This window comes from Arthrobacter sp. Z5-13 (assembly GCF_056499105.1).
The window spans coordinates 4,278,325-4,303,259 of the sequence record NZ_CP096460.1 but is presented as its reverse complement, the minus strand read 5'-3'; the positions used below and the strand labels follow the sequence as shown (position 1 = coordinate 4,303,259).

29 protein-coding genes are annotated in these 24,935 nt (G+C 62.7%); 21 read left to right on the top strand and 8 right to left on the bottom strand.

Annotation, left to right across the window (positions count from 1 at the left end; genetic code table 11):
* The 10 genes from folE to M1E02_RS20005 all read left to right on the top strand — a co-directional run bounded on the left by folE (window position 1) and on the right by M1E02_RS20005 (window position 8,647).
* A complete protein-coding gene (gene folE, locus M1E02_RS20050) occupies window positions 1–645 on the top strand; it encodes a GTP cyclohydrolase I FolE (RefSeq protein ID WP_372489797.1) in 645 nt (214 codons plus the stop codon).
* Window positions 646–654: 9 nt separating this feature from the next.
* Window positions 655–1,575 carry a dihydropteroate synthase gene (folP, locus tag M1E02_RS20045; protein WP_479375923.1) on the top strand — a complete coding sequence of 307 codons (921 nt, stop codon included), beginning with the start codon at window positions 655–657 and terminating at the stop codon, window positions 1,573–1,575.
* A 30-nt stretch (window positions 1,576–1,605) separates the two neighbouring features.
* Window positions 1,606–1,965: a dihydroneopterin aldolase gene (gene folB, locus M1E02_RS20040; RefSeq protein WP_479375922.1), complete on the top strand. Its 360-nt coding sequence runs from the start codon at window positions 1,606–1,608 to the stop codon at window positions 1,963–1,965.
* The gene (folK, locus tag M1E02_RS20035; protein ID WP_479375921.1) at window positions 1,962–2,510 is read left to right on the top strand and encodes a 2-amino-4-hydroxy-6-hydroxymethyldihydropteridine diphosphokinase; all 549 of its coding nucleotides are present in this window, start codon (window positions 1,962–1,964) and stop codon (window positions 2,508–2,510) included. Before folB ends, folK begins: the two co-directional genes overlap by 4 nt.
* A gap of 3 nt (window positions 2,511–2,513) precedes the next feature.
* Complete coding sequence (locus tag M1E02_RS20030; protein WP_479375920.1) at window positions 2,514–3,044, top strand: DUF3180 domain-containing protein; 531 nt, start codon at window positions 2,514–2,516, stop codon at window positions 3,042–3,044.
* Window positions 3,025–3,537 (top strand): PH domain-containing protein, encoded by a 513-nt coding sequence (locus tag M1E02_RS20025; protein WP_479375919.1) that lies wholly within the window; start codon window positions 3,025–3,027, stop codon window positions 3,535–3,537. The genes M1E02_RS20030 and M1E02_RS20025 overlap by 20 nt, the downstream gene beginning before the upstream one ends.
* Window positions 3,534–5,123, top strand: coding sequence for a PH domain-containing protein (locus M1E02_RS20020; RefSeq protein WP_479375918.1), 1,590 nt, complete (start codon window positions 3,534–3,536; stop codon window positions 5,121–5,123). Before M1E02_RS20025 ends, M1E02_RS20020 begins: the two co-directional genes overlap by 4 nt.
* Window positions 5,116–6,024, top strand: coding sequence for a Rossmann-like and DUF2520 domain-containing protein (locus M1E02_RS20015; protein ID WP_479375917.1), 909 nt, complete (start codon window positions 5,116–5,118; stop codon window positions 6,022–6,024). The genes M1E02_RS20020 and M1E02_RS20015 overlap by 8 nt, the downstream gene beginning before the upstream one ends.
* Window positions 6,025–6,927 (top strand): pantoate--beta-alanine ligase, encoded by a 903-nt coding sequence (panC, locus tag M1E02_RS20010; protein ID WP_479375916.1) that lies wholly within the window; start codon window positions 6,025–6,027, stop codon window positions 6,925–6,927. It abuts the gene before it with no gap.
* A 157-nt stretch (window positions 6,928–7,084) separates the two neighbouring features.
* The gene (locus M1E02_RS20005) at window positions 7,085–8,647 is read left to right on the top strand and encodes a DHA2 family efflux MFS transporter permease subunit (protein ID WP_479375915.1); all 1,563 of its coding nucleotides are present in this window, start codon (window positions 7,085–7,087) and stop codon (window positions 8,645–8,647) included.
* Window positions 8,648–8,798: 151 nt separating this feature from the next.
* On the opposite strand, the gene M1E02_RS20000 is transcribed toward M1E02_RS20005, so the two are convergent.
* Window positions 8,799–9,632, bottom strand: coding sequence for an alpha/beta fold hydrolase (locus M1E02_RS20000; RefSeq protein WP_479375914.1), 834 nt, complete (start codon window positions 9,630–9,632; stop codon window positions 8,799–8,801).
* A 131-nt stretch (window positions 9,633–9,763) separates the two neighbouring features.
* Here M1E02_RS20000 and lysS point away from each other — a divergent pair, with 131 nt between their 5' ends.
* From lysS to M1E02_RS19980, 4 genes are all read left to right on the top strand, one after another.
* A complete protein-coding gene (gene lysS, locus M1E02_RS19995) occupies window positions 9,764–11,296 on the top strand; it encodes a lysine--tRNA ligase (RefSeq protein ID WP_479375913.1) in 1,533 nt (510 codons plus the stop codon).
* Window positions 11,297–11,299: 3 nt separating this feature from the next.
* Complete coding sequence (locus M1E02_RS19990; RefSeq protein ID WP_479375912.1) at window positions 11,300–11,488, top strand: hypothetical protein; 189 nt, start codon at window positions 11,300–11,302, stop codon at window positions 11,486–11,488.
* A gap of 178 nt (window positions 11,489–11,666) precedes the next feature.
* A complete protein-coding gene (locus M1E02_RS19985) occupies window positions 11,667–11,993 on the top strand; it encodes a histone-like nucleoid-structuring protein Lsr2 (RefSeq protein ID WP_247041229.1) in 327 nt (108 codons plus the stop codon).
* A 414-nt stretch (window positions 11,994–12,407) separates the two neighbouring features.
* Window positions 12,408–14,900 (top strand): ATP-dependent Clp protease ATP-binding subunit, encoded by a 2,493-nt coding sequence (locus tag M1E02_RS19980; RefSeq protein WP_309106030.1) that lies wholly within the window; start codon window positions 12,408–12,410, stop codon window positions 14,898–14,900.
* Between the two features lie 74 nt (window positions 14,901–14,974).
* Here M1E02_RS19980 and M1E02_RS19975 read toward each other — a convergent pair whose 3' ends face one another.
* Complete coding sequence (locus M1E02_RS19975) at window positions 14,975–16,060, bottom strand: glycosyltransferase family 4 protein (protein WP_479375911.1); 1,086 nt, start codon at window positions 16,058–16,060, stop codon at window positions 14,975–14,977.
* A 235-nt stretch (window positions 16,061–16,295) separates the two neighbouring features.
* On the opposite strand from M1E02_RS19975, the gene M1E02_RS19970 reads away from it, so the two are divergent.
* The 5 genes from M1E02_RS19970 to M1E02_RS19950 all read left to right on the top strand — a co-directional run bounded on the left by M1E02_RS19970 (window position 16,296) and on the right by M1E02_RS19950 (window position 19,858).
* Complete coding sequence (locus M1E02_RS19970; RefSeq protein WP_479375910.1) at window positions 16,296–16,805, top strand: amino-acid N-acetyltransferase; 510 nt, start codon at window positions 16,296–16,298, stop codon at window positions 16,803–16,805.
* 94 nt (window positions 16,806–16,899) lie between these two features.
* Window positions 16,900–17,901 (top strand): dihydroxyacetone kinase subunit DhaK, encoded by a 1,002-nt coding sequence (gene dhaK / locus M1E02_RS19965; RefSeq protein ID WP_479375909.1) that lies wholly within the window; start codon window positions 16,900–16,902, stop codon window positions 17,899–17,901.
* On the top strand, window positions 17,901–18,530 hold the full coding sequence (gene dhaL, locus M1E02_RS19960) for a dihydroxyacetone kinase subunit DhaL (protein ID WP_479375908.1): 630 nt from the start codon (window positions 17,901–17,903) through the stop codon (window positions 18,528–18,530). The genes dhaK and dhaL overlap by 1 nt, the downstream gene beginning before the upstream one ends.
* Window positions 18,527–19,231 (top strand): dihydroxyacetone kinase phosphoryl donor subunit DhaM, encoded by a 705-nt coding sequence (gene dhaM / locus M1E02_RS19955; protein ID WP_479375907.1) that lies wholly within the window; start codon window positions 18,527–18,529, stop codon window positions 19,229–19,231. Before dhaL ends, dhaM begins: the two co-directional genes overlap by 4 nt.
* 156 nt (window positions 19,232–19,387) lie before the next feature.
* Complete coding sequence (locus M1E02_RS19950; protein WP_479375906.1) at window positions 19,388–19,858, top strand: sensor histidine kinase; 471 nt, start codon at window positions 19,388–19,390, stop codon at window positions 19,856–19,858.
* Window positions 19,859–19,879: 21 nt separating this feature from the next.
* Here the strand turns inward: M1E02_RS19950 and M1E02_RS19945 are convergent, their stop codons facing one another.
* Both M1E02_RS19945 and M1E02_RS19940 read right to left on the bottom strand, forming a co-directional pair.
* Window positions 19,880–20,410, bottom strand: coding sequence for a hypothetical protein (locus M1E02_RS19945; RefSeq protein WP_479375905.1), 531 nt, complete (start codon window positions 20,408–20,410; stop codon window positions 19,880–19,882).
* Between the two features lie 90 nt (window positions 20,411–20,500).
* Window positions 20,501–21,457 (bottom strand): HhH-GPD family protein, encoded by a 957-nt coding sequence (locus tag M1E02_RS19940; RefSeq protein WP_479378231.1) that lies wholly within the window; start codon window positions 21,455–21,457, stop codon window positions 20,501–20,503.
* A gap of 128 nt (window positions 21,458–21,585) precedes the next feature.
* On the opposite strand from M1E02_RS19940, the gene M1E02_RS19935 reads away from it, so the two are divergent.
* Window positions 21,586–22,344, top strand: a complete 759-nt coding sequence (locus M1E02_RS19935; protein ID WP_479375904.1) for a hypothetical protein — start codon at window positions 21,586–21,588, stop codon at window positions 22,342–22,344.
* On the opposite strand, the gene M1E02_RS19930 is transcribed toward M1E02_RS19935, so the two are convergent.
* The 3 genes from M1E02_RS19930 to M1E02_RS19920 are packed head-to-tail and all read right to left on the bottom strand — an operon-like array spanning window position 22,341 to window position 23,721.
* Window positions 22,341–22,871, bottom strand: coding sequence for a DUF2087 domain-containing protein (locus tag M1E02_RS19930; RefSeq protein ID WP_479375903.1), 531 nt, complete (start codon window positions 22,869–22,871; stop codon window positions 22,341–22,343). The two genes, M1E02_RS19935 and M1E02_RS19930, sit on opposite strands and share 4 nt — an antisense overlap.
* A gap of 60 nt (window positions 22,872–22,931) precedes the next feature.
* Window positions 22,932–23,327: a helix-turn-helix domain-containing protein gene (locus tag M1E02_RS19925; RefSeq protein WP_479375902.1), complete on the bottom strand. Its 396-nt coding sequence runs from the start codon at window positions 23,325–23,327 to the stop codon at window positions 22,932–22,934.
* A gap of 1 nt (window position 23,328) precedes the next feature.
* Complete coding sequence (locus tag M1E02_RS19920; RefSeq protein WP_479378230.1) at window positions 23,329–23,721, bottom strand: hypothetical protein; 393 nt, start codon at window positions 23,719–23,721, stop codon at window positions 23,329–23,331.
* Window positions 23,722–23,907: 186 nt separating this feature from the next.
* On the opposite strand from M1E02_RS19920, the gene M1E02_RS19915 reads away from it, so the two are divergent.
* Window positions 23,908–24,177: a GlsB/YeaQ/YmgE family stress response membrane protein gene (locus M1E02_RS19915; RefSeq protein ID WP_479375901.1), complete on the top strand. Its 270-nt coding sequence runs from the start codon at window positions 23,908–23,910 to the stop codon at window positions 24,175–24,177.
* Window positions 24,178–24,197: 20 nt separating this feature from the next.
* Here the strand turns inward: M1E02_RS19915 and M1E02_RS19910 are convergent, their stop codons facing one another.
* Window positions 24,198–24,926, bottom strand: coding sequence for an HNH endonuclease family protein (locus M1E02_RS19910; protein WP_479378229.1), 729 nt, complete (start codon window positions 24,924–24,926; stop codon window positions 24,198–24,200).
* Window positions 24,927–24,935 lie beyond the last annotated feature (9 nt).

The window sequence follows — 24,935 nt, the reverse complement described above, 5'->3', positions numbered from 1 at the left end:
GTGAACCACTACGACCATGACGACCTCACCGAGGTCGGTTACCTTTCTGCTGCCGAGAATCCTGCGGGACACCGGGGCATCAAAGTTGACCGGCCACGGATCGAAGCCGCTGTCCGGGAGATCCTGCTCGCCATAGGCGAGGACCCGGACCGCGGTGGGCTGCAGGACACCCCCAAGCGGGTCGCCAAGGCCTACTCCGAGATGTTTGCCGGCCTGCATCACGACCCCGCAGAGATCCTGTCCACCACCTTCGACCTCGATCATGAGGAGCTGGTGCTGGTTAAGGACATCCCGTTCTACTCAACCTGCGAGCACCACCTGGTGCCGTTCCACGGGGTGGCCCACGTTGGTTACATCCCCTCGCACGACGGTAAAGTGACAGGCTTGAGTAAGCTGGCCAGGCTCGTGGACATGTTCGCCAAGCGTCCGCAGGTTCAGGAACGCCTCACCACCCAGATTGTTGAGGCCCTGGTCACCCACCTCAAACCACGGGGAGCGATCGTCGTCGTCGAATGTGAACACCTGTGCATGTCAATGCGCGGCATCCGCAAGCCAGGTGCCAAAACCGTCACCAGTGCGGTACGGGGGCAACTGCATGACCCGGCAACCCGCGCCGAAGCAATGAGCCTCATCATCGGAAGGTAACAACAGACTATGGACTCCCTAGCTGCAGCACCTGGAACCGGACCCGCAACATCTCCGCTGCCTATACTCCGCAAACCGCGGCCGGCCGCAACATTGGATGGCCTGCCCACTGACCGCACCCTTGTAATGGGGATCCTGAACGTCACCCCTGATTCCTTCAGCGACGGCGGGAAGAACGCCACTCCGGACACCGCTATCGCCGCTGGCCTAAGGATGTTCTACGCCGGAGCGGACATCATCGACGTCGGGGGCGAGTCCACCAGGCCAGGAGCCGAGGACGTCAGCCCTGAAGAAGAACAGCGCCGCGTACTGCCCGTGATCGCCGCTCTGGTCAAGGCCGGAGCCTTGGTCAGCATCGACACTATCCACACCTCGACGGCGGCCGCAGCTGTGGACGCCGGCGCTGCCATCATCAATGACGTCTCCGGACTCAGCATCGAACCGGGCATGGCCGAACTCGTGGCCGCCAGCAAGGTTCCCTACGTGCTGACCCACCGCCGCGGCGACGCCCGCACCATGAACTCCCTCACGGAGTATTCGAATGTGGCCGAGGACGTCGTGGCAGAACTGACCGGTGTCCGCGACAAGCTGTATGCGGCAGGCGTGGCACCCGGGCAGATCATTCTGGATCCGGGGATCGGCTTCTCCAAGACCGACGAACAGAACTGGGAACTGCTGCGGAACCTGGATTTGCTGGAGGCCTTGGGCCACCGGGTCCTGGTGGGGGCATCGCGCAAGCGCTTCCTCGGCACGCTCCTCACGGTGGCCGGCAAGTCCGCTGCCCCCGACGAGCGTGATGCGGCAACAGCAGCCATCACCGCCATCTGCGCTGCCCGTGGCGCCTGGGCCGTCCGCGTCCACGACGTCGGCCCCAGCCTCGACGCCGTCAAGGTTGCTGCCCGCCTGGCTCAAGCACGCGTCAGTATCTGACGCACCACCAACCGACAAGGGGAAGGCTGGATGGACAAGATCACGTTGAGCGGCGTTACCGCTATGGGGAATCACGGAGTGTTCGACTTCGAGCGCCGTGACGGCCAGCCGTTCATTGTTGATGCCGTGCTGCACCTGGACTTCGCCAAGGCGGCCGCCTCGGACGACGTCTCAGATACTGCGCACTACGGCGAGGTGGCCGGCCGGATCAGGAAGTGGATCACCGGCGAACCGGTAAACCTCATCGAGGCGCTTGCCGTGCGTATTGCTGAGGACCTGCTGCAGGAGTTTCCCCTGTCCGCCGTCGATATCACTGTCCACAAACCGCAGGCGCCCATCGACGTCGAGTTCGGTGACGTCTCTGTCAGCGTCCATCGGGAGCGAGAATGAGTTTGCGGGCAACACTGCCGTACACGCACGCCGTCCTGGCGCTTGGCAGCAATTTGGGGGAGCGGAACGACACCCTCTCCAGCGCGGTCGCGGATCTGGTGGACAGGCCGGAAGTGCGGCTGCTCGCAGTCTCGCCCGTCATGCAGACGAAGCCGGTCGGCGGACCGCAGGACCAGCCGGACTTCCTGAACATGGTGATGTCCGTGGAGACCACGCTGAGCCCTATGGAACTGCTCCGGCACTGCCAAGCGGTGGAAAACAAGCACCTTCGTGTTCGTGACGTGAGGTGGGGGCCGCGGACCCTGGACGTGGACGTCATTGTTTACGGCGATGTGGTGAGCTCCGATCCCGAACTTACACTTCCGCATCCCCGGGCAGCAGAGCGCGCCTTCGTGCTCTATCCCTGGTCGCTGATCGAGCCAATGGCGGAACTCAACGGAGAGCGGGTGGGCGTGCTTGCGGCCAAGGCCCAGGACCTTTCCGGACTCCGGCCCTTCGATGGCTTCGGCGACTTCAACGGTCTCCCTACTGCCGGGGCGGTGTAGCACGTGAAACCCATCAACCCACTGCTGCTCCTCGGTATCGGCCTGGTCCTCGCCGTTGCCGGCTGGCTCGGCACCCTGCTGGCCAACCGCTTCAGTTTCGCCACTCCGGTGCTGCCCCTTACCGCCCTGGTCACCATGGGCGTGATCGTGGCCCTCACCCTGGTACTGGGAATCCGCGTACTTCGCTGGCGCAACAGCACTAAGAAGAAAATCATGCTTGACCCCATCCTGGCTGCCCGCACCCTGGTGCTGGCCCAGGCCAGTGCCTACGCCGGGACCGTGCTTCTTGGCTGGCATGCAGGCATCATCCTGGACCAGTTGCGGGTGTGGAGCCTGCGCAGCGATCAAGGCGTCACCTGGCTCGCGATCGCCATGGCGGCAGGAGGCTTGGTCATGATCATCGTGGGGCTCCTCGTGGAGCGGTTCTGCCGGATTCCGCCCGAGGACGGCGACGGCGATGGCACTACTAAACTCCCGGGACATGCCCGTGGAGAAGCGAAGGGGGAGGGCGGCTATGCCTACCAAGGCGATTGATCCTCCCGGCGTCACATGGCTGCGCGTCTCACCAAAGTACGTGACGGCCCGCCTCGTGGAATGGGCCATCGGCAACCTGATTGCCGTCGTCGTCCTGTCCCTGCCCCTGAGCTTTGTGCTTCTGGGCTGGTGGACCTGGCCGCCGCTGTGGCTTGCTGTGACAGTACCGTCACTGATGGTGGTTCTTGCGTTATGGCGGCTCGTACTGATTCCCCGGCAAGTGCGCGCCATCGGCTACGCCGAGCGCGACGATGACCTCCTGATCCGCGGCGGCATCTTCTTTCAACGCGTAATGGTGGTTCCCTATGGACGCATGCAATACGTGGACATTGGCGTTGGCCCGCTGGAGCGCTGGCTGGGCCTGTGCACTTTGAAGCTGCACACAGCTTCCGCCGGAACCAACGCCCAGATTCCCGGCCTTCCCGAGAGCGAAGGCGCCCGCTTGCGCGAGCAGCTTTCCGCCCGCGGTGAAGCCAGGCTGGCAGGACTGTGACGGTGAAGGCCGCCGGGGATGCCGGTGCGGCCGGATTTCCCCCCGATGATGCCGACGGCGAATGGCTCCGGGTCCATCCGGCGTCGCCGTTTGTGCGGGGCTGGATAGCCCTCGCGGCAATCGGCTACTTCTTCGGCCGGGACATTTTCGAGCGGATGATCCAAGGGGGGCCGCTCATCGACGACCGGATGGCGGGCCGTGCACCCTGGCTTCTTGCCGCTGGCGGAGCCATCCTGATTCTGGCCATTTTCGGCTTCATCATGACCTGGTACTTCACCCGGTATCAGGTGGCCGAGGGGTATGTGCGGGTCAAGACCGGTTTCCTGTTCCGCCAACACCGCCAGGCCCGCCTGGACCGGGTGCAGGCCATCGACATCGTCCAGCCGTTGCTGGCGCGGATCTTTGGCCTCGCGGAGCTGCGGTTCGAAGTGGCCGACGCGGGGGAGTCAGCAGTCCGGCTCGCTTTCCTGCGGATGGACGATGCCCGCCAGCTGCGGGCCACCATTCTCGCGCGCGCCGCGGGAGTCCAGGCCGATCCCGAGAGCCCGGACGCTGCCGTGCAGGAAGCGCCGGAGCAGGCTGTATTGTCGGTGCCGCCGTCGAGGCTTGTGGGTTCCCTGCTCCTGAGCGAACAGAGTGTCTTTGTGCTGTTGGGGGCGGTTGGCTCGGTGCTGCTCTCGGTCCTCACCGGCAACGGCGGATTCTTCCTGTACCTGATCCCGGCCGCCTTGGGCCTCGCTGCCGCTTATTGGTCCTCCTTCAACAAGGGTTGGAACTTCACCGCAGCTATCTCCCCGGACGGTATCCGGCTGCGGTACGGCTTGCTGGATACCCAGGCGCAGACCCTTCCCCCGGGCAGGATCCAGGCGCTCAGGGTGTCTCAGCCACCCATTTGGCGGATCTTCGGCTGGTACCGGATGCAGGTGAACGTTGCCGGCTACGGCGCTGCCGCCGGAAACGGCGAAGGCGGCTCGCGGACCACCCTCCTGCCGGTGGGAACGCTGGCGGACGTGATGACCATGATGTCCCTGGTCCTGCCGGACCCCGGAACCCCTGATGCTGCCGGCGTCTTCACCGCGGGCATCAACGGCACCGGGAACGACGGCGGCTTCGTCACCACGCCTGCGCGTGCCCGCCTCCTAGCGCCCCTGGCCTGGCGCCGTAACGGCTATGTGGCAACTAAAACCGCCTTGCTGCTCCGTTCCGGCCGGTGGTGGCGGCAGCTCGTGGTGGTACCGCACCAACGAACACAGTCCATGGCCCTCCACCAGGGGCCGCTCGCGAGGCGGTTCCGAGTCGCGGATCTGGTCCTGCACACCACCTCAGGCCCGGTTGTGCCCAGGCTCATTCAGGCGGACATCGACGAGGCCAGGGTCCTGTTCCAGGAACAGGCGGCTCGGGCACGGGCCGCCAGGAAGCGCCAGACCAGCGAACAATGGCTGGCCCAGGTTGCCCCGGAAACTCCAGCCGCTGAGCCCCCTGCCTCCGGCGAACCTCCCGCTGCCGGCGAACCTCCCGCTGCCCGCGAACCTCTAGCCCCCCGCGAACCTCTAGCCCCCAGTCAGGACGGTCCCCAGAATGGCTAAGCCCGGACGCCTTGGTGTTGGAATCATTGGCGCGGGAAAGGTGGGCGCAGTCCTCGGTGCGGCGCTGCGCGCCGCTGAACACGCCGTCGTCGGGGTTTCCGCAGTATCAGATGCAAGCCGTGAGCGTGCCGAAACACTGTTGCCCCGTGTCCCCGTCCTTGAGGTTCAAGAGATCGTGGAGCGTTCGGAACTGGTGCTTTTGGCCGTTCCGGACGATGCTCTGGGTTCCTTGGTGGACGGGCTCGGAAAGCTTGGCGCCTGGCAGCCCGGGCAGCTCGTGGCACACACATCGGGCCGCTTCGGAGTGGGAATCCTCCGCCCGGTGCGGGCCGCCGGTGCCATACCGCTCGCATTGCACCCAGCAATGACGTTTACCGGCATGAGCCTGGACCTTACCCGTCTGCTGGACTGCACCTTCGGCGTCACGGCGGATGCAGCCATGCTGCCCATCGCGCAGGCACTTGTGGTGGAGATGGGTGCTGAGCCTGTGGCCATCGCGGAGGCCGACCGGACGCTCTATCACGCGGCTCTGGCACATGGCTCGAACCATCTGGTGACCCTTGTTGCCCAGTCCTCACAGCTGCTCCGGGAAATAGGAGTGGAGTCACCTGAACGCATGCTCGGACCGCTGCTGCGCGCCACTTTGGAGAACGCCCTGGCTTCCGGTGAATCGGCGCTGACCGGCCCGGTAGCCCGCGGTGATGCGGGAACCGTTACGGCCCACGCTGAGGCTTTGAAGGAACACGACGGCGGCGTCGGCGGGGACATTCTGGCCGCGTACCTTGCCATGGCCCGGGCAACCGCGGGACGCGCAGCCAGCCGCGGCCTGTTGAAAGAAGATCAGTTTGCGGAGATGAAGCGTGCCCTTGGTGACGGAACCCAGCCGCCGGAAGGACCATAAGTGCCGATCAAACTAGTCACCACTGCGGCCGCTCTTCGCGCGGAAAGCGCCCGGCTGCTGACAGCAAAACAGGGCAGCTCGCAGGGACTGGTGCCAACGATGGGAGCCTTGCACGAGGGACACGCCCAACTTGCCCGTACCGCCGTCGAACAGAACGACGTCACCGTGGTCAGTATCTTCGTGAATCCGCTCCAGTTCGGCGAAGCAACCGACCTGGAGCGCTACCCGCGTACGCTTGACGCCGATCTGGAACTCCTCGAAGGCCAAGGCGTTGATCTCGTGTTCGCGCCGAATGTTGAGGAGGTTTATCCCGGCGGGGAACCCATGGTGCGGATTACCTCTGGCAAGCTGGCCGAGAAATGGGAGGGCGCCTCCAGGCCTGGGCACTTTGATGGAGCCCTTACCGTGGTGGCCAAACTGCTCCATTTCGGCATCCCCGGGGCCTGCGGAAACAACGGGGTGCCGCCGCGCTACCGGGCATACTTCGGCCAGAAGGACGCCCAGCAGCTGACCCTGGTTCAGCGGATGGTGGCTGACCTGAACTTTCCCGTGGAAATCGTCCCCGTCCCCACAGTGCGGGCCAGCGACGGCCTGGCCCTGTCCAGCCGGAACCGATTCCTTTCCGCGGAAGAACGCCAGGCAGCGCTGGTACTGTCCCGCGCGCTACGGCTGGTCGAGGAGCGCGCCATTGCCCACCAGCCACTGGATCTCGATTCCGCAGTGGAGCTTGTGGAGTCGCAGCCGCTCGTACAACTGGACTACTTCGAGGTTGTGGATCCGGCTACTTTGGAGCCCCTCGCCGAGAACTGCCGGGAGACGCCATTCCGCGGTGAGGGCTTGGCAATCATCGCCGCGCGGGTGGGTCCGGTCCGCCTGATCGACAACATACCGCTGAGTTCCTGACCTTCCCGCCCGGCTCGCTAAAAAGGAGCCGCCAATTCCGGAAGAGTTTTTCTCACGGATTTTCCCTCACGGGGGAATGAGTCCGCAGGCTAGACTGTTGCAATCTGCAGCGACGATGCTCGCCGGATCTCACGCGACACTTCCTGGGGGAACCTTCATGTCCACAGACCTTACTTCGAACGCGGGCGATAACGTGCAAAGCGATTCTCAACAACCTCGGTCCAATACCGCAGTTGCTGACACTGCCGTTACAGCCGGCCAAGCCGCTGCTTCTGTTTCAGCCGGTTCTACCGCTCCACATGGTGCCGCCACTTCGCCTGCCAAAATGTCGCGCGAATCCGTCACGATCATTACCACCCTGCTCGTGGCCACCTTCGTGGTGATCCTGAACGAGACCATCATGAACGTTGCCCTGCAGCGCCTCATGGTGGATCTGCGGGTTGACGCCCCCACGGTGCAGTGGCTTTCCACAGGCTTTATGCTCACCATGGCAGTGGTTATCCCCACCACCGGCTTCATCCTCCAGCGACTCTCAACCCGCGCGGTCTTCATGCTCGCAATGGGCCTCTTCTCGAGCGGCACACTCTTGGCCGCACTGGCACCAGGCTTCGTGGTTCTGCTTTTCGGGAGAATCATCCAGGCTGGAGGCACGGCCATCATGCTTCCCCTCCTGATGACCACCATCCTCACTTTGGTGCCGTTGCAGCGCCGTGGTGCTGTGATGGGCAATGTAAGCATCGCCATCTCGGTGGCACCGGCGCTGGGCCCCACAGTTTCTGGCTTCATCCTTGAGCACTTCTCCTGGCGCTTCATGTTCGTGTTTGTGCTGCCCATTGCCCTGGCCGCTTTTGCCATCGGCGCAAAGTACTTGACCAACATTGGCGAGAAGGAGAAGAACCGGCTTGATTTCCTGTCGGTGCTGCTGACCATCCCGGCATTCGGGGGATTGGTGTATGGCCTGAGCCAGATCGGCGGCGGTCATGGCGGCCAGGCCGGGCCGGGCGCTGCTGCCATTGCCGCCCTGGTGATTGGCGTGGTGAGCCTGCTGGCATTTGTGCTCCGGCAATTGCAGTTGCAGAAATCCGACGCTCCGCTGCTGGATCTCCGGGCCTTCAACTTCCGGATGTTCACCGTCTCCGTCCTGCTGCTGGTAGTGGCAATGATCGCGCTGTTTGGCGCCGTCATTCTCCTGCCGCTTTACCTGCAGGAGATCCGCGGGCTTAAGTCGTTGGAGACCGGGCTGGCGTTGTTGCCGGGCGGACTTGCCATGGGACTCCTGGGTCCGTTCATTGGCAGGCTCTTTGACAAGGTGGGGCCGCTGCCGCTTACGGTCACCGGCTCGATCATGATGGTGCTAGCCCTGTGGCAGTTCTCGATGCTGAATGCGGAATCGCCCGTGGCATGGATCGTTGCACTGCACGTCAGCCTCAGCCTTGGCCTTGCGCTCCTGTTCACGCCTGCGTTCACAACGGGCCTCAACCCGCTGCCCCCGCATCTGTATTCGCACGGCTCGGCCATCATGAGCACGCTCCAGCAAGTTGCCGGAGCTGCCGGCACTGCTTTGCTGGTGTCCGTTTTCGCAGCGGTATCCCTCGGCTCAGGAGTGGTGGCGGGAATGCAGGCAGCTTTCCTGACGGCCGCCGCGCTGGCCGTGGTCGCCGTCGTACTGTCCCTGATGATGCGGAAGACGGCCGGCGCAGAAGGTGCCCACGGACACTAGGCCACCAAGTCTCGGCCCCTGAGAGCGGAGCCCGGCCGAATTGCGTAACTTTTCTGCAGAGTGGCCGCTTGTTGGTCGGAATTCCGCTAGACAACGCTGTTTATGCAGGGCGCACACTGCAAAGTTACGCAATTCCGGCGGGATCTGAGTATTAGCCCGAGAAGAAGTCGCTCAGTTCAGTGATGAGCTTGTCCGGGGCTCTGTTGACCCCGTCGTGGCCGTAGCCGGGCAGGATGGTGTAGCTCGAACCCGACAGCACATCGTGGATCTGCCCGCAGGCGACGCCGAAGTAGGCCGGGCTCTTTTCGCCCACCACAATGAGCGTTTCAAGCGGCAATTCCAGGAAGGGCTCTGCCGGCATGTCGGCGGCGATGATGGCCTTTATTTCGCGGACTCCGGTCTTCATCAGTTCCCGGTTCTGCTTGCCCAGAGGGGTTGCGGCTGTCAGCTTGTTTGCCAGCGTCAGCATGCTGAGCGGCATCCTGGCGAAGGTGCCGCCCGTCTCCATCCCCCTGATCATGACGGCGAGGGCGCGGTCGTCGTCTCCGGCCGCCGTCGCCCGTTCATATTCCCCGGTCCAGTCAGCCTTGACGCTGTGGTTGACGGAAACGGCAGGGTCATAGACCGCCAGCCGCTCTACGGGGAGCGACCGGGCAGCGTGAAGCGCAACGGCGCCGCCGAAGCTGTGCCCGAAGACGTCAGTGCTGGAGGTGTGCTTCATTACCGCGTCCAGGTCCCGGATGTCAGTGTCCAGGGTGTAGTCCTCCGGCTGGGGTGACGATTGCCCGCGGCCACGGCGGTTGAAGGTATGCACCGGGCGCCCCAGGGATGCACTGAGTTTCTGGGCGAAGCGGGTGTAATCGGCCGCAGTGACCATCGAGGGGTGCACTACGACGACGCCCGAACCGGCCGCCGCCAATTCGGCTCCCGTGCTGAAGAGCTCGAGGGTGCCGCCGTCGGGGGTTGTGATGTTCTCGCGGGTCATGATCCGAGCCTAACTGAGGCCGCCGCACCCGTGCACAAAACGCGTGACCTCGGTGGGGATTACAGCGGTGCGTTACGAACGGACCTATGAGGGGAAGGCTGCGCCGGAATTCGACGGTAAACTTGGGGATTGTGACTTCCCAAAACAACCCCGCCCCCAACAACGCCGCCCAGCCTGCCGACGCCAGCGAACAGATGCGCATCCGCATGGAAAAGCGCGCCAAGCTGATTGAGCGCGGCGTGGAGGCGTACCCGGTGGGCGTGGAGCGCACACACTCCCTCAGCGAGATCAGGGAAAAGTACGCCCATCTTCAGGCGGACGACACCACAGGGGACGTCGTAGGAGTCACCGGCCGGGTGGTTTTTGTCCGGAACACCGGAAAGCTCTGCTTTGCCACGCTGCAGGAAGGTGGCGTGGACGGTACTGCCACCAGGCTGCAGGCCATGCTCAGCCTCGCCAACGTCGGGGAGGAAGCCCTGGCCGAATGGAAGGCTCTGGTGGACCTCGGCGACCACGTCTTCATCAAGGGCGAAGTCATCTCTTCCCGCCGCGGCGAATTGTCTGTCATGGCCGAGTCCTGGTCCATGGCCTCGAAGTCCTTGCGGCCACTGCCTGTCCTGCATGCCGACCTCAATGAGGAAACCCGTGTCCGGCAGCGCTATGTGGACCTCATGGTCCGTGACGAGGCCCGCGAAATGGTCTACACCCGTGCAGCCATCACCCGGTCCATCAGGGAAAGCCTGCACCGCCGCAACTATGTTGAGGTGGAGACCCCCATGCTGCAACTGGTGCATGGCGGCGCCACTGCCCGCCCGTTCGAGACCCACATGAACGCGTTCGACCAGAAAATGACCCTGCGCATCGCCACCGAGCTCTACCTCAAGCGCGCAGTCGTTGGCGGCATCGACCGTGTGTATGACATGGGCCGCGTCTTCCGCAACGAAGGCGTCGATTCCACCCACAGCCCCGAGTTCACCACTCTGGAGGCCTACGAAGCCTGGGCTGACCAGTTTGTCATGGCCGACCGCATCAAGGAGATCATCCTCGACGCCGCTGACGCAGCCGGTGTGGGACGGGTCATCCAGACCCCGGCAGGAGAGGTTAACCTCGACGGCGACTGGGCCTGGCTCTCGGTTTACCCTGGCCTCTCCGAGGCCGTGGGCCAGGAAGTCACTCCTGAAACGCCCCTTACGGAACTGCAGGCGCTCGCGAAACAGCATGAGGTCAAGTTCGACACCGCCTGGGACGCAGAAAAGCTGGCGGTTGAACTCTTCGGCGAAATTGTGGAGCCAACCCTGCTTAACCCGACGTTTGTCTACGATTACCCGCCGTCAGCACAACCGCTGGCCCGTCAGCACCGTGATAACCCCAGGCTGATCGAAGCGTGGGACCTGATCATCGGCGGCATGGAACGCGGAACGGCGTTCTCCGAGCTCATCGATCCCGTGATCCAGCGTGAGCGGCTCACGGAACAGTCCCGCCGCGCGGCAGCGGGCGACGACGAGGCCATGCAGCTGGACGAGGACTTCCTCCGCGCCCTTGAATACGGTGCGCCGCCCATGGGTGGCCTCGGCCTGGGAATTGACCGTCTGGTGATGCTCTTCACCGGAGCCGGTATCCGCGAGACCATTCTCTTCCCGCTCCTGAAGCCGGAAGGCCACTAGGCCATGGAGTACGTGGCCGTATTGCTTCCATCCGTTGTGGTGGGCCTCCTCTTCTGGTTCGCCATGAAATCCATTTTTAACGCGGACAAGGCTGAGCGGCAGGCTGAGGCCCGTGCCCAGGCCGAAGCGGAGGCCATTGCGGCTGATCCCAAGCGGGAAGATCCCTCTGCCGGAACCGGAACTAACGCTTAGTTCCCTTCTGCCCTGAATGTCTTCAATGATGGTTGGGCAAAACAAATGTCGCTCCTTGGGCGTGCGCTTTCCACAGGAACCTTTTTCTGTTTTGACGCGTTGCCATAAAGCGAGGGATACTTTATTTGTTACATCCTGCTTTTCTGAATACCCGTCCTTTCCAAAAGAGAGAATTTCCATGGCACAGAAAGTAAAAATCATCCTCGTGGATGATCTGGATGGGGGAACCGCGGACGAAACTGTCCGTTTTGGTCTTGATGGCGTCAGCTACGAAATTGACCTGTCATCAGACAATGCGTCGGAACTGCGCTCCGCACTGGAGCGCTTTATTTCCAGCGCCCGCAAGACGTCCACCGGCCGCGCAACGCGCACAAAGGTCTCAACCGGCCGCAATCAGGACTCTGCACAGATCCGTCAGTGGGCTCGGGAGAACGGTTATGCGGTTAACAGCCGCGGCCGTATCCAAGCCGAAATTCAGGAAGCGTACCAAAGGGCCAATTCCTAGAGTTGAAGTATCTATGCGTTGCAAAAGTCGGAGCCCCCGCCACCTGGCGGGGGCTCCGACTTTTTTGCTGCCTTAACCGTCCATCCCGCATTTTCCGCCACAGTTTTTCTGGCTGAACGCGCGCCCACCGGACTTTATCCGGAAAAGGCGAGAGTTTGAACCTTCGCCCACTCATTCCAAAAGTCAAGGGGCTTTCCCGCCCGAACGTAGCAGAGCAGATAATGCCCCGCGCAGCACTTCCTGGGCCCCCTGCCGGTTCAGGCCCGGCTCCCGCTGAACGAGCTGCCGCCAGCCCGATTGTTTGCCCTGATCCACGGCAAAGTTGCTTCCGGGTTTCCCCCGTGGCGAACAAGCTCCAAAAGTCGGGCTCCTCCACGTAGCATCAAAGTACGTCGTAGCTAGGAGTGTGGCGAAATGTTTGAGCGATTTACGGACCGTGCCCGTCGCGTAGTTGTGCTTGCCCAAGAAGAGGCACGCATGCTGAACCACAATTACATTGGTACCGAACACATCCTCTTGGGTCTGATCCATGAGGGTGAGGGCGTTGCCGCCAAAGCTCTTGAGTCCTTGAGCATTTCGCTCGACGGCGTACGGGAGCAGGTGCAGGAGATCATCGGACAGGGCCAGCAGGCCCCTTCCGGCCACATCCCCTTCACGCCTCGTGCCAAGAAGGTACTGGAGCTGTCCCTGCGTGAAGCACTGCAGCTGGGCCACAATTACATCGGGACTGAGCACATCCTCCTGGGACTCATCCGCGAGGGTGAAGGTGTTGCGGCCCAGGTGCTGGTCAAGCTCGGTGCTGACCTGAACCGTGTCCGCCAGCAGGTAATCCAGCTTCTCTCGGGCTACCAGGGCAAAGAGACCACCGGTGCCGGTGTTGGCCCGGGCCAGGCTGAAGGCACCCCGGCTGGCTCCGTTGTACTGGACCAGTTCGGCCGGAACCTGACGCAGGCCGCCCGCGAGAACAAGCTTGACCCTGTGATCGGGCGCGAACAGGAAATGGAACGCGTCATGCAGGTCCTTTCCCGCCGCACCAAGAACAACCCTGTGCTGATCGGTGAACCGGGCGTCGGCAAGACCGCCGTCGTCGAGGGCCTGGCGCAGGCAATTGTCCGCGGGGACGTGCCGGAGACCATCAAGGACAAGCAGCTCTACACGCTGGACCTTGGTTCCCTGGTTGCAGGTTCCCGTTACCGCGGTGACTTCGAGGAGCGCCTGAAGAAGGTCCTCAAGGAAATCCGCACCCGTGGCGACATCATCCTGTTCATCGACGAGATCCACACCCTTGTAGGTGCCGGTGCCGCCGAGGGCGCGATTGACGCCGCTTCCATCCTGAAGCCAATGCTGGCCCGCGGTGAGCTCCAGACCATCGGTGCCACCACGCTGGATGAATACCGCAAGCACATCGAGAAGGACGCCGCCCTTGAGCGCCGCTTCCAGCCGATCCAGGTCAAGGAACCGTCGGTTGCACACGCAATCGAAATCCTCAAAGGCCTGCGTGACCGCTATGAAGCCCACCACAGGGTCACCATCACCGACGGCGCCCTCGCCTCGGCAGCCAGCCTCGCCGAACGCTACATTTCGGACCGCTTCCTGCCGGACAAGGCCATCGACCTTATCGACGAAGCCGGCGCACGCCTCCGTATTCGCCGGATGACCGCTCCGCCCGAGCTCAAGGCCATGGACGAGCGCATTGCAGAACTGAAGATGGAAAAAGAGTCTGCAATCGACGCCCAGGACTTCGAGGGCGCCGCATCACTGCGCGACAAGGAGCAAAAGCTCATTGCCGAGCGGGCCGAGAAGGAACGCCACTGGAAGACCGGCGGAATGGACGACATTTCCGAGGTGGATGAGGATCTCATCGCCGAGGTGCTGGCCAACTCCACCGGCATCCCGGTCTTCAAGCTGACCGAGGAAGAGTCCTCGCGCCTGCTGAAGATGGAAGACGAACTGCACAAGCGTGTTGTGGGCCAGAACGAGGCCATCAAGGCTCTGTCGCAGGCCATCCGCCGGACCCGTGCGGGTCTGAAGGATCCGAAGCGCCCGGGTGGCTCGTTCATCTTCGCCGGCCCCACCGGCGTCGGGAAGACCGAGCTCGCCAAGGCCCTTGCTGAATTCCTCTTCGGCGAGGAAGACGCCCTCATCACGCTGGACATGTCCGAGTACTCGGAGAAGCACACCGTGTCACGTCTCTTCGGTGCACCTCCTGGCTATGTCGGCTACGAAGAGGGTGGGCAGCTGACTGAAAAGGTCCGCCGTCGTCCGTTCTCCGTGGTGCTGTTCGACGAAGTTGAAAAGGCCCACGCGGACCTCTTCAACTCCCTCTTGCAGATCCTGGAAGACGGCCGCTTGACCGACTCTCAGGGCCGCGTGGTGGACTTCAAGAACACGGTGATCATCATGACCACCAACCTTGGCACCCGCGACATTTCCAAGAGCGTTGCAACGGGCTTCCAGTCGGGCACAGATACGCAGACGGGCTACAACCGCATGCGTGCCCGTGTCACCGAGGAGCTGAAGCAGCACTTCCGTCCCGAGTTCCTGAACCGTGTTGATGACGTTGTGGTGTTCCCGCAGCTGACCCAGGACGAGATCATCGAGATCGTGGACATGTTCGTTGGCCGCCTGGAGAAGCGGCTCAAGGACAAGGACATGGGCATCGAGCTCACGCCCGCGGCCAAGGTGCTCCTGGCAACCCGCGGTTACGATCCCGCCATGGGCGCCCGGCCACTGCGTCGGACTATCCAGCGCGAGATCGAGGACCAGCTCTCCGAGAAGATCCTGTTCGGCGAGATTCACGCCGGGGACATCGTGGTGGTGGATGTGGACGGCGAAGGCGACGACGCCAAGTTCACCTTCGCCGGCAATGCCAAGCCGCGAATCCCGGAGATCGCCCCCAGCGTCTAGGCGCACACCGCTCCACCAACAGGCCCCGCCCTCACCGCAAGGTGAAGGCGGGGCCTGTTCGTTGAAGGTTGGGTTCAGGCGTGCGTGAGCGGGCCCTGCTTATGATTCTCGTCCAACGAACGCAGCGCTGAAACCCCATTACCCAGATGGTTCGCGAGGATTTCGCTGTAGAGGTCCAGGTGGTCCGCCACCATCCGTTCCGAGCTGAAATTTTCCTTGACGGCGGCGCGGCACGCGGCGCGGTCCAACCCTTCCGCCAGCTGCAGGAACCCCGGAAGCTGCTCGGTAGGCGCCAGATAGCCAGTGGAACCATGCTCCACGATTTCCGGTGCTGACCCAATGGGCGTACCCACCACTGGTGTGCCTGTCGCCATTGCCTCGATCATCACCAGGCCGAACGGTTCATGCCATTGAATCGGATTCAGCAAGGCAACGGCGCCCCCCATAAGCTCATACTTTTCGCTGTCGCCGATCTCACCCATGTATTCCTCATTGGAGCCGAGCATCGGCTCCACCACCTCGTGGAAGTACCGAATTTCTCCGGGCTCGCGCATTTTCGCGGCGATATGGAGGGGATACCCGGCTTCCCGGGCAATCTGGATTGCCTCCATGACACCCTTGTCAGGGCAGATCCTGCCTACGAAACAGGCGTAGCCTCCGTCTCCGCGCCCCACCGGGACGGTGGAAAGATCCAAACCGTGATGGATAACCCTGGTTACCTTCACATCGGGTGCCTGCATCGCCTGATCCCTTGAAATCGCAATAATGCTCGTGTCTTTACCCATTGCACGGTAGACATCGACAGCGTCGGGCAGGAGGGGCCCGTGGATGGTGGTGACAACAGGCAGATGCCGCGGGCGGCGGGCATACAAAGGTCCTGCGAGGGTGTGGTCATGGATGATGTCCATTCCCTCCATGGCTGCATAGGACCTCACCACGTGGCTCATTTCAGAAATGGTGTAGCCCATCTCATCAGGCGCTGAACGGGTCATTCCCGGGGCCAGGGGTACAGGACATTCACTATCCGACGGCACGGCCAGGAGGACTTCATGACCCGCAGCAGTCAAGCCCCTCGCCAGATGATCCATTACCCGTTCAATTCCGCCGTACGTCGGTGGAGGCACCGGTATCCATGGGTTTCCGATTAGTCCGATACGCATGCCGACCTCCCCGGTCCGCCTCATAACGGACCTGTTTGTGAGACCAGTCTGCAATTCGCTTCCGCCCCCAGCTGCGGTACTGCCTTGTCAGCCGTCACAAAAGCTAAGTTGGCTGCCTAGATCAAACCATAGGATCCCGGCCGGTCCCGGGCAAGGGGTATTTGGTCCTACCAGCCGTCCCCTCATCACAGGACCTGTCCTAACGGCATGAGTTGGCCGCCGTAAGATTGGGGCTGTGACCGAGTCCTTCCGCATCCGCCCTGCCCGCACCAGCGATGTCGCTGCCATCAAACAGCTTGTGGCGCCCCTGGCGGATCAGCGGATCCTGATGGCCAAGGAGACGGTGGCCTACTACGAGAGTCTTCAGGAGTTCCGGATCGCCGAGTCCGCCGACGGCGAGGTGATTGGCTGTGGTGCCCTGCACGTGATGTGGGAGGACCTCGCTGAAGTGCGCACTCTGGCAGCCTCCGACGCATGGCGCGGCAGGGGAGTGGGCCACGTGCTGGTGGAGACCCTTCTGGAAGCCGCCAAGGCGTTAGGTATCTCCCGGGTTTTTTGCCTCACCTTCGAGGTGGATTTCTTCAAGCGCCACGGATTTGAGGTCATGCCTGACCAGACAGCCGTTGACCCCGTGGTCTACTCCGAGCTGCTGCGCTCGCATGACGAAGGCGTGGCGGAATTCCTGGACCTTGCCCGCGTTAAGCCGAATACACTCGGCAACACCCGGATGATCAAGGTTCTTTAGGCAGGGGCACTGGGCAGGGGAAGGCGCTACCGCGGAACGGCTCCCCGGTAGTAGGGTCAGAGCAAACCGGCCGGTCCATTTAGGGAGCACAGCCATGAAGAAGCTCATCAACGAACCCCGTGCAGTCGTAGACGAATCCGTAGAGGGATTCGGCCTGGCCCACTCGGACATCGTAGCCATATCGACGGAACCGAAGTTCATCACCCGCAGGGATGCTCCCGTAGCAGGCAAGGTGGGGCTGGTCTCCGGCGGAGGCAGCGGGCACGAACCGCTTCATGGCGGTTTCGTGGGACTCGGCATGCTCGACGCAGCAGTTCCTGGGGCTGTATTTACCTCACCAACACCTGACCAGATCATTCCGGCAACCCTCGCAGTGAACTCCGGTGCCGGCGTCGTGCATATTGTGAAGAACTACACGGGGGACCTCCTCAACTTCGAAACCGCGGCTGAGATGGCGCAAGCCGAAGGCGTGGAGGTCCGGACTGTGCTGGTCAATGACGACGTCGCAGTCGAAGACTCGTTGTACACAGCAGGGCGCAGGGGCGTCGGTGGTACCGTCCTGGTTGAAAAGATCGCCGGAGCGGCCGCCGAACGTGGTGACGATCTCGAAACCGTTGCGGCCATTGGCAACCGGGTCAACAGCAATGTCCGCAGCATGGGAGTTGCCTTGACTGCATGTACGGTGCCTCACGCGGGAGGCCCCAGCTTCGATCTTGAGGAGAACGAGATCGAGATCGGTATTGGAATCCATGGCGAGCCCGGCAGGCACAAGATCCCCATGGAAAACGCTGACGGCATCACCGACAGGTTGCTGGAACCCATCCTGTCGGACCTGGGCCTCAACGCTGGGGAGCGGGTCCTGCTGTTCGTCAACGGGATGGGCGGCACGCCCCTCAGCGAGCTGTACATCGTCTTCCGGCGGGCAGTTCAGGTTCTGAAGGAGCGCGGGCTCACAGTGGAACGCTCACTGGTTGGTAACTACATCACTGCCTTGGAAATGCAGGGCTGCTCGGTGTCAGTGCTCCGGCTCGATGATGAGATGACAACGCTTTGGGACGCACCCGTCCACACGGCAGCTCTGCGCTGGGGGATCTGATGGCCCTGGACGTGAAATGGGCCGTTAAATGGCTGACTATGTGTGCGCAGGCGATGGCCGAGCACAGGCTCGAGCTGATCGAACTGGACCGCGCCATTGGCGATTCCGATCACGGCGAGAACATGGACAGGGGGTTCCAGGCTGTCCTGGACAAGCTGGCTGAATCCCAGCCGGAGACGCCCGGCGCCGCTTTGAAACTGACAGCGATGTCCCTGATGTCAAAAGTGGGCGGGGCAGCGGGGCCGCTTTATGGAACTGCATTCCTCCGTGCGGCCACAGCGCTGGGGGACACTCCCGACGTCGGCCCTGCAGCTCTCGCAGAGGCGCTCGAAGCAGCGCGTGACGGCGTGGTGGCCCGAGGGAAGGCCGAGCGGGGCGACAAGACCATGGTTGATGCCTGGACGCCCGCCGTAGAGGCAGCCGGAGCGGCCTCGGCCGCTGGCGCCAATGTACTCGCGGTACTGGTCGCCGCTGCTGAGGCTGCAGAGGAAGGTGCAGTGGCAACCGACCCCCTGATCGCACGAAAGGGCCGTGCAAGCTACCTGGGAGAACGCAGCATAGGCCACCGCGATCCCGGAGCGGTGTCTACGGCCCTGATTCTTCGCGCGGCTGCAGGAGCGGCCGCGTGACCGTCCGGCTGATCGTGGTGTCCCATAGCGAAAAAATCGCCGAAGGTGCGGTGGAGCTTGCCGCTCAAATGGCGCCCGACGTCGTCATCCTCCCCGCCGGGGGAACTGACGATGGCCGGATCGGAACGAGCCTTGAAAAGGTGATGGCGGCGCTCACCGAGGCTGCAGACGGGGACGGCATTGTTGTCCTTACGGACCTGGGCTCAGCCATGATGACTGCTGAGGCCGCCATCGAGTTTTCCGCTGACCCCGGTTCGGTGGTGCTTGCCGACGCCCCGCTGATCGAAGGGCTCATCGCCGCCGCGGTGGCTGCCCAGACAGGGGCCGATCTGCGCACTGTGAAGCGTGCGGCGGAGGCTGTCCGGGGCGCCACGGGGCAGGGCCGCTATGAGCCTGCCGATCTCAATGAAGGGGCCCAGGCCAAACAGATGACGGAATGGCACCCGGACGTCAGCGAGACTTTTGAACTGGTCAACCAGGCGGGGCTGCACGCACGCCCGGCCGCTAAGATCGCCGGCGGGCTCGCCGGGATGGATGCCGAAGTTACCGTCAACGGCGTCGACGGCGCTTCCATGACCGGGCTGATGACCCTCGCAGCAGGCAAAGGATCGGTGCTTCGCGTCGAGGCCAAGGGCCCGGATGCTGCGAAAGCGGTGCGCTATGTAAGGGGTCTGGTGGAGTCCGGGTTCGGCGAATCCTGAATCCTTGCACTCTTGAGGAGAATTTGCGGAACTCCTGCCATAAGCCGACACGGTTCTTGAGTGTCCCGGCGCAGTCTGGGTATATCAGTCCTTGGGGCCCGGCGAGGGGCCAGCCCCAAGGGCCGCCAAAGGACTAGAGCAGCGGGGGCTGACGCCATGACCACTACCTCGGAAGAAGAAATCAAAGCCGTGCACGGTGTCCTCACCGACCCGCGGCCACTGGATTTTCAAGCCCTGGGTCTCGCAGGGTGCATTGACAGGCTGGCAACTCCGCTGCGGGGGCAGGGAACCAGGCTGCATTGGGAAACGCCCCACCACGGAGTTGAGATCGACGCCCGTTCTGCGTCACTGCTCTACCGGGCCGCCCAGGAAACCCTAAGCAACACCTACAAATATGCCCACGCAACAGATGTCACCATCCGGCTTGACGCTGTTTACCACGGCATCCGGCTGGTCATCTCGGACAACGGGGCCGGCTTTGACTGCAAAAAAGCGGTCCGGGGCAGGCGGCACGGATTCGGGCTGCGGCTGATGTGCGCCGCCGTGACCGGGGCTGGCGGCAGCAGCGTGGTTGACTCCAATCCCGGAGCTGGCACCAAGGTCACCATCACGCTCCCGTTGGACTGATCCCGCTGGACTGAATGGCGGTCAGCGGGCCGGGGCGTCTGGCTCGATGCTCTGGTTCAGGCCCGTCTGGCGGAGGCCGTCAGCGTCGAGAATGAGGGAGGCGCCGAGGAACTTTCCGCACTGCTGGCCAAAAGGAAAGTTGCTTGTCGGGGTGAACGTCAGGGAACGCTGGGGCAACGGAGCACCATCGGGGGATGTTCCGGTCAATGACGCTTCGATCGGGGATTCCGTCAGTACGTCCAGCATGAGCATGCCAAACAGGGTGCCGTCGGGAACTGAGGTGGCTGAGCAGGTGTCGTCCGGCCCGTCTCCCGTGCAGCCCTGGTCAATGGAGGCGGTTCCCTGCATAAGGTCGAGGTCCGCTTCCTTGCAGACGCCGTCCTGGCAGGCTTTGAGGTGGAGGCCTTTCACCGAGGGCACATAGCTGGAATCCACCGTCAGGTGGACCGCAGGCGCCTGCCCTATGGCCGGGCACGGCTGCTCATAGAAATGGCACCCTGAGATCAGAACCGCCGTCGCCCCGAGAACAAGGAAACCGTACAGGATGCGCATACTTCAGGGTAGATCCGGGGCTGGGGGCCGCATATGGACGAAGCCAAAGTGGGAGTTACATCGTTACCTTTACGGCTTCCGGGCGCCGTCTCAGCCTGGGAGTTGAAAACCGGCGGGGTGGAGTTCAGCAAGACCGTCGTCCAGGAGCCCTGCCAGTGCACGCTCCAACTGCTCGGGGGCGGAGTTGAGGCGGTGCAGGGCCGCGAGCGGCACGCCGATCCCGTCGGGCTCGAACCCCAGATCTGCGGGAGCCTGTGAAAAGAACTCAGCGGCTACGGGAGCGTCCGCCGCCCGAAGGACCGCCATGACCGCGCCGCGGACCTGCCGGTCTGTCCCGTGCCAGGACTGGCCCTTGGGAATGTACGACGGCGGCGGCTCACCTGCAGCCAGCCACTCGCAGGAGTCACGGACAGGACAGTCGGCGCATTTGGGGGAACGGGCAGTGCAGATGAGAGCGCCCAGTTCCATAACGGAGGCGTTCCAGCGGACCGATGCATGGTCGTCGAACGGAAGCAGCTGCTCCGCAAGCCTCATCTCTGCCGCTGTTAAAGCTGGCGAAGGCAAGGCTGCACCGCGAACCAGCCGGGCATGAACACGGCGGATATTGGTGTCCACCACTGTCTCCCGCTTTCCGAAGGCGAACGCAGCCACCGCAGCGGCTGTATAGCTTCCCACCCCCGGAAGCTCGAGAAGCTCAGCGTAATTCTGGGGCACGCGTCCGCCGTGATTGTTTGCTATTGCCACAGCCGCCGCGTGCAGCCGGAGTGCCCGCCGGGGGTAGCCAAGGCGTCCCCAATGCCTCACTGCTTCACCAGCGGCATCGCTTGCGAGATCAGCGGGCGCAGGCCAACGATCAAGCCAGTCCTTCCACACCGGCAGAACCCGGACCACGGGAGTTTGCTGGAGCATGATTTCACTGACCAGGACACCCCACGGGCTGCAGGCGGGGTCGCGCCAGGGAAGTCTGCGGGCGGTCTCCTCAAACCAGGAGTCGAGCGCATTGTGGAGTTTATTCAGGGGCAGGTGAGGAGGAATGACCGGTGGCATGGCGGCGGGATCTGTTGGGGCTTTGATTCCCCATACTTTAGTGGATGTGGGCCCGTCACCGGAAAGGGACGCGGGCGGGCGGCGTGGTGGTTGCTCATCCATGCCGACGGTTCTCTAGCCTAGAAGATATGGTCAGGCAAGGCAGCACAGGAAACAACGGTTCACGGCAGGGGGCACCCTCCGGGAGGAAACCCACGGGCGGCTCAAACGGCTCTTCCAAAGGAAAGTCTGCGGGAACGTCACGCGGCAGGGCCGGGGGCAAATCGGTCAGCGCCGTGTACCGGCGTCGTCGCCTGTTCGTAGGAGTCGCTCTACTTATGGTGCTGGCCATGGGCATCGGAGGTTTTGCGGCGCTGTCAGGGATCCTGAACGGGGACAAGGAGCAGGTGTCTTCCACAGAGGGTGGCAACTCTGAAGGCGGCTCAGATGCCTCTGCCCAGCCAACCGCTGCTCCGGACGCTTCCGCAGCAGCGCCCAGCTCCCCTCCTGCGACCCCAAGCTGCGATGAGAACCTGGTGACAGTTACTGCGTCAACGGACAAGCCTGTGTACGGTGACGGCGAAAACCCGTTGCTGAGCCTGAAGGTCACCAACGGCGGGCAGCTTCCTTGCGACGTCAATATCGGTACTTCGCAGATGGAGTTCCTGGTGACCAGTGGTTCGGACAGGATCTTCTCGTCCATTGACTGCCAGGCTGACAGCAAGGACCTCATAAAGACCATCGCCCCCGGGAAAAGCGAAACCGCAAACTTCCCCTGGCCCCGCAACCGCAGTGTGCCCGGCTGTTCAGCTGTCTCAGCCAAGCCAGGTGCCGGCGGCGCGTACTACGTCTTCACCGCCAAGCTTGGGACCAAAACCAGCCCCAAGGCCGTTTTCCAGCTGGGCTAGCGGTTAACCCTGGCTTCCGGAGGGGTTTCCGGAGGCGTTGGGGCCAAGGAGTATTCGGAGCCTGATGCAGTCCGGACCAGCCAGCCGCCGTCTACGAGGTATCGCCGCAGCAAGGCGTAGTCATCGGCCACCGTCTTCAACCGCTCGTTGATGCCCTTTTCGCTCAGGACTTCTCCGGCGCTGATGACCTTGGAGCAGGCCCAGGCAAGCACCTCATCCCGATGCCTCGCCCGGGTGGGGTAAGTTTCGATCCTCCCCTGCGCGAGGAACCGTTCCACTCCGGAAGTGCCGCCGGGTTTTTTCGCGGAGCCGAGTATCCCCGTAACCAAGGAAGAGTTGAATGTTCCGTCTTCGCTACGGAACAAACCTGATTTCACAAGGCGGTCCCGGGCTTTGCTCCGCTCTCCCTCCCTGAGGGACCGGCCTGATGCGGCTGCTTCTTCGAGGATGAGTTCCCCGGCAGCCAGCCGCAGATTCTCATTGGCGAGGATGGACAGCACGCCTTTCCACTGTTGCGGGTCGTTCAAGATGCTCCTCCTCCGCATTGTCATTCTCGCGGTTTGGCCAAGATCCGGCCGGGTTCCGGGCTAGGACGGGGTGTCGGCTTCGGTTGAACCGGTTCCCAGACCCGCAGGCGGTTGCTGTAAAGTCCGAAGATCGAGTTCGATTTCACGACCATTTACCTGCACAACCATCTTGGCGTCCTCTACACCGGCGGCCGAGAGATAGTCCATGAGGGTGGATAGAAGCATGTCTTCTCGACGCTCTGTTTTCGAGACCACGCTCTGATCTATCCCCAGCCTTTGTGCTAGGTCATCCTGGGTTAGCTCCGCGGCCTTGCGGATGGTAGCAAGGTTTAGTGCGAAGATTCGATCTTCTCTGGCTGACGCTTCCCGGATCTCAGCGACGCGTTCCTTCATCCCCTGCTTTGCCAACAGCGCATCAAGTCGATCATTGCCGTTCCTGAATGACTTCCTTGCCATCTTAATCAACCTCCCCTTCTCTAATCCATTGATCGATGATCTGGTCGGCTCGTGTTCCCACGCTGTCGTAGAACACGTCGCCCATATTTGCTTTGTCTCCCGAGAAGAGAGCGACGACGGCAGTCCTCGCGTCGGGAGGAAACCAGCAAATCAGCCGTACCGCGATCCCGTGATGGTAAGGATGGGATACACGCCACACCTGATATTTCTTGGCTTGGCGAACTGTCTTAAGAGTGGGAGTTTCCTCCGTGGGCGCAGTAGATAAACTTCGGAGATAGTTCATTTCGGCGACGACGTACTCGAGAACTGCTCTGGCCCTCTCATCCCCCGCATCAGCTTCTCTTTCCAAACGGTCCAACTGCTCATCGAAGCTGTCCGGCCAGAAAAGTTCCATCACTGATTATGGCTTGTAATGCATATGCATTGCAAGCCATAATTCTGGCTCGCGCAGCCGGCCGACCCGGGAGTTCAATGCTTAGCGGGACAGCCGGGAACAGCACGTTTTATGATCGTCAGAAGCGCAGCCCGCGGGCCCCCTGCGAGCGGGAGCGTGGAAAAGAACGAAGAGAAGGAGCACGTCATGATTGGATTCATCGTCGCGGGCCTGGTCATCGGTGCTTTGGCCCGGCTTATCAAACCAGGAAAACAGAACCTCAGCCTCCTGGCCACACTGTTGCTCGGGCTTGTTGGTTCAGTCATCGGGGGCAGTATTGCCAGCCTCCTGGGAACGGGAGACATCTTCGAACTGAACTTCCTCGGGTTCATTGTGGCCGTCATTGCATCGGTGCTGCTGATCGGCGTTGCTGAAGGACTGTCCTCCCGCCGTGGAGTAACCCGACGAAACTCCTGAAGACGACAGGAGTCCCACTCCTACTTGCAGGCGGCGAGAATCCCCGCGATAGCGTCGCGTTCCGGCGGGGTAACCCACAGCTGGTATTTGGCCTTCACCGCCGTCTGGCGCGCCACGTACTCGCAACGGAAAGCCTTGTTGGCCGGCAGCCAGCTGGCGGCGTCTTTATCGCCCTTGCTCATGTTCGCCGTGCCATCGGCGGCCATGAGGTTCAGGGGATCGTTGGCGAACTGCCGTCGCTGTTCTTCATTTATCTGCTGAGCACCCGTCTGCCAGGCCAGGGACAGCGGAATGATGTGGTCGATCTGGACTTCCGAGCTGGTGTCGGCTCCCCGGACGAAGCTGATGGTGGTGCCCGTGTACTTGTCGGCAAGCGTCCCGGTAAGCACTATGCAGTTATGGGTGCCCGGCTTGAATGTCTCACCTTCGAGGTCCCTAGCCAGGATGTCGTTGCGGGTATCACAGCCGTTGTGATCGACGTCGGCCCAGGCCGGGCCGAACTCCTCCCGGGTGTAGCCGGTCTTAGGAGCGCGGCCCTTCACCGGGATGGCCGCCAGTTGCTCCAGTGCTGCGGCAGCGGTGCCGTTGACGGGGGAGGCTTCCGGAGCGGCCCCGGTTGAAGGCCCGGCTTCCTGAGCGGCTTCCACAGCGTCGGCGACGGCGGTGTTGACAGCGCTGCATCCCGCGAGCCCTCCGATCAACAGAACAGCGGTGAGCGAGGTCAGGGCTTTAGCGGTGCGGTGTGTGATTGTTCTGTC